The organism is Clostridium muellerianum, from assembly GCF_012926525.1.
Classification (GTDB): domain Bacteria; phylum Bacillota; class Clostridia; order Clostridiales; family Clostridiaceae; genus Clostridium_AM; species Clostridium_AM muellerianum.
On sequence record NZ_JABBNI010000049.1, the window covers coordinates 1 to 3,704 of the forward strand.

Consider the following 3,704-nt stretch of genomic DNA (forward strand, 5'->3'; position numbering starts at 1 on the left):
AGAAATATAGTGTAGATAACTAAATAGTATTTATAGTATTTTATGTATTGCTTTTATATAAGAATAAAACAGTGATTACTAAATATATTGTTGTATGTTTTATAGTAATTATAGTAAACTATATGTAGAAATTAATCGAAATATAGGAGGATACATAAAATAATGGATGTAGTAAAAGTAAAGACAGAAGACGATAAAGAGAGATACTTTGTAACAGATGATGAAGGTCTGCCAGTAGAACCTATATTAAAGTTTATTAAGTTTAAAGATAATACTAATTATGCTAGAAATACATTAAGAATGTATTGTCAACATTTGAAATTGTATTTTGAATATTTAGAACAGAATAATTTAAATTTTGAGAAAGTTACTATTGATGACTTATCATTGTTTGTGAATTGGTTGCAGAATCCATATAAGAGTTTAAAGGTAATACCTGCAACACCTGTAGATACTGCAAGAAGCCCAAGAACAGTAAATATTATAGTTAATACTGTGTTAATGTTCTATGACTATATTTTAAGACATGAAGAATACAGAAATGATGTATCAGAAAGACTTAAAAAATTCATATCAGGATCTACTAGAAATTTTAAAGGATTTTTATATGGAATAGCCTATGATAAAAAGAAAGTAACTAGTAATATCCTTAAATTAAAAGTACCTAAGAGTAAACCTAAAACACTTACTAGGAACGAAATAGAAATGCTCGTTAGAGCTTGTAATAATCTAAGGGATAAGTTTTTATTATCATTACTTTATGAAACTGGAATGAGAATAGGCGAAGCCTTATCATTATGGATTGAAGATATTGATATAAGTGATATGGTTATAGATTTAAAAGATAGAGGCCAACTTGAAAATAATGCAGAAATTAAAACAGTATCGAGTCCCCGTAGGATAGATATATCACAAAATTTGGCCGATACTTTTATGGAGTATATAGCTGAATATCATACTGAAGAAGTAGATACAAATCATATTTTTATAAAGATAAGTGGTAATAACAAAAATAAAGCTATGGACTATGTAGATGTAGATAATTTATTTAGAAGTCTTAAAAAGAAAACAGGATTATATGTTACACCACATATGTTTAGGCATAGTTCTTTAACGGTGCTTAGAATGGCAGGATGGCAACCAGAACTGCTTAGAGTAAGAGCAGGACATAAAAATATTTATACTACTATGAATACTTATATTCACCCCTCAGATGAAGATATAACAAGGGAGTTTGAAAAAACTCAACCTAATTTAGATTTGGATATTTATAACGAGGGGGATGAATAAATGGATAGTTTACAACTGATAAAAAGTAATCAACAAAGTAAATATGATGAAATTATTGAATATTTGAAACAAGATAACGGATATTGGTTAGAAAATGACAAATGGGATTTAACAGAAGAATTTTTTATGAGAGAAACTGTAAATGCTTATAAGTTTATTGATTTTTCATTAATAAATAATTTTTATATAAAAAATGAGGTTAAATATTATTTTCTTTTTTCTTTTAAAAATAAGTATCTTACTAATAAAGTGATAGTGAGACAAGCAAGAGTTTTAAAGCATTTAAGTGCTTTTTTAAATAATAATGCTATAGAAAGTTTTAGTGACTTAGACAAAGAAAAGATAAATACAATATGGAAGTTATATTTAATAAATGAAGGTGTAAAATACTCACCAACAGAAGCAAGATATTTTTCCTTTACAAATGTGTTAGTAGATTTCATAAAAGATTTTCATGATGATAGAGAAGAAACTGAAAAAGATATATGGTATTCAAAAAAGATCAAGGGTACTAAAATCTCTGCAAGTGGAGCAAGTAGTTCAGCTTATAATTCTATTAATTTTATCAATTTACCTATCTATTATAAAGAAACCGTAAAAAAATATATTAGAACTATTATTACTAAAAAAAGTTGGATGACTTGCCATAATACATTGAAATATTTAAAGTATTTCTTTAATTATTTTTATTCAAATGGTTATTATAATGGATTTATTGAAAACTTAAAGAGAAATGACATAGAAAAATATTTATATCATATAGGCAATGACAGAAAAGGTAAAAATAAAACAGAAAATTCAAAATATGTGAGTTTTATAAGAACATTTTTAGAGTATATTCAGATGGCTCAATATGATAAAGCTCCTAAAAAAGAAGTATCTTTTTTAATATTTCAAGATGATATTCCTAAAAGAGAATTAAATAAAGATGAGGTTAAAAAAGCTAAATTCATTCCAGAACCTATATTAAAGCAATTAGACAATAATATTATGGATTTAGACAGATCACAGTACATACCTATTTATATTCTCCTTAGAGAAACTGGGTGGCGAGGCACAGATATATTAAATCTTAGATATGATAATTGTTTAGATCAGATTTGGAATAACAAAGAAAAGAAATATAATTATTATCTTTGTGGTGAAATAACTAAAACAGGTATAGCAGAACTTAAAATTCCAATAAGGGATAAGGTTGCTGAAATGGTTCAAAAGGCTATTGATAAAGCTAAAGATTTAAGTACAGAAGAAAATAATTCTAAGAAGTATTTATTTAATAATTATGAAGGTAAGTTAAAAGGAAAGCCATTAGCAAAGCAAACTTTACTACTTACTATTAAAAGACTTATTGAACAAAAAGACATTAGAGATGTTAATGGTGAGCTATATCATTTTAGACTTCATTCATTAAGACATACAAGAGCTAAAGAATTTGTAGAACAAGGTGTAGGAATAAGTATTATGCAACAAATGTTAGGTCATCAGAGTCTTCAAATGACAGTTCATTATGCAACTGTAACAGAAAATACACTCTATGAGAAATGGAAGGATACTGAGGATTTAGAGTTATTTAAGGTTGATACAAAAACTAATGATCTTGAAAAAGTAGATTTAAATTCTGATATTGGTGAAAATCTAATAAGATATGAATATGTTAAAAAGAACTTAGATGCTGTAAGAGTACCTTTTGGAATATGCTTTCATCCATCTAAGTTAACGTGTAAACAACAAATGAATCATTGCCTAACTTGTGGTAGTTTCTGTACCACGGTTGAAAATATACCTGAATATGAAGAAGAAATAGAAAGGGTTAAAGTACAAATTGAAATTAGTGAAAGATGTGGCAGAGAGCTTTGGGCTAAAAAGAATAAAACATATTTAGGTGTATTAGAGAAAACACTAGCAAAAGTTAAAGAACATAAATTAGTTCATAAAAACGGTAAATCAAGGGAGGATATAGTTTAATGGCTGGAAGTACAAAAGGATTAAAAAAATATGCAGAAGAAAAAACAAAAATTACTTTAGAAAAAGTAGATAAAGCTATTCGAGAACTCTCTCTTGGCGAACAGAAAATTAATTTTAATAGTGTATCTAATTTAAGTGGTGTATCTAAAACTTTTCTATATAACAATGCTGAAATTAAACAAAGAATTGAAGAACTTAGGGATAAACAAACTGAAAAAGTTATAAGACAAAAACTTAAATATGATAAAACCGATAAGTCAAAAGACATTATCATAATGGCTAAAGATAAAAAAATTAAAGAACTTCAAGAAGAAAATAGAAAACTTAAAGATCAATTAGAAGTTCTTAGAGGTAAATTATATGAAAAGTTATAAAGTTACATTGATTACATATAAACAATGTACAAATTAAATGAATTCAATTCGTGTAGCCTAGGCTACACGAGATAT

The 3,704-nt window shown here is 26.4% G+C and carries 3 protein-coding genes; all 3 read left to right on the top strand.

The genetic code is table 11. The annotated features are described in order from the left end of the window. The first annotated feature begins 162 nt into the window (after positions 1 to 162). Genes HBE96_RS19490 through HBE96_RS19500 form a run of 3 tightly spaced genes read left to right on the top strand, consistent with a single transcriptional unit; the run spans position 163 to position 3,629 of the window. Positions 163 to 1,290 carry a tyrosine-type recombinase/integrase gene (locus tag HBE96_RS19490; protein ID WP_169299386.1) on the top strand — a complete coding sequence of 376 codons (1,128 nt, stop codon included), beginning with the start codon at positions 163 to 165 and terminating at the stop codon, positions 1,288 to 1,290. After that, entirely contained in the window at positions 1,291 to 3,255 is a 1,965-nt protein-coding gene (locus HBE96_RS19495) for a tyrosine-type recombinase/integrase (protein WP_169299387.1), read from the top strand. Continuing rightward, the gene (locus HBE96_RS19500) at positions 3,255 to 3,629 is read left to right on the top strand and encodes a DUF6262 family protein (RefSeq protein ID WP_169299388.1); all 375 of its coding nucleotides are present in this window, start codon (positions 3,255 to 3,257) and stop codon (positions 3,627 to 3,629) included. Before HBE96_RS19495 ends, HBE96_RS19500 begins: the two co-directional genes overlap by 1 nt. Positions 3,630 to 3,704 lie beyond the last annotated feature (75 nt).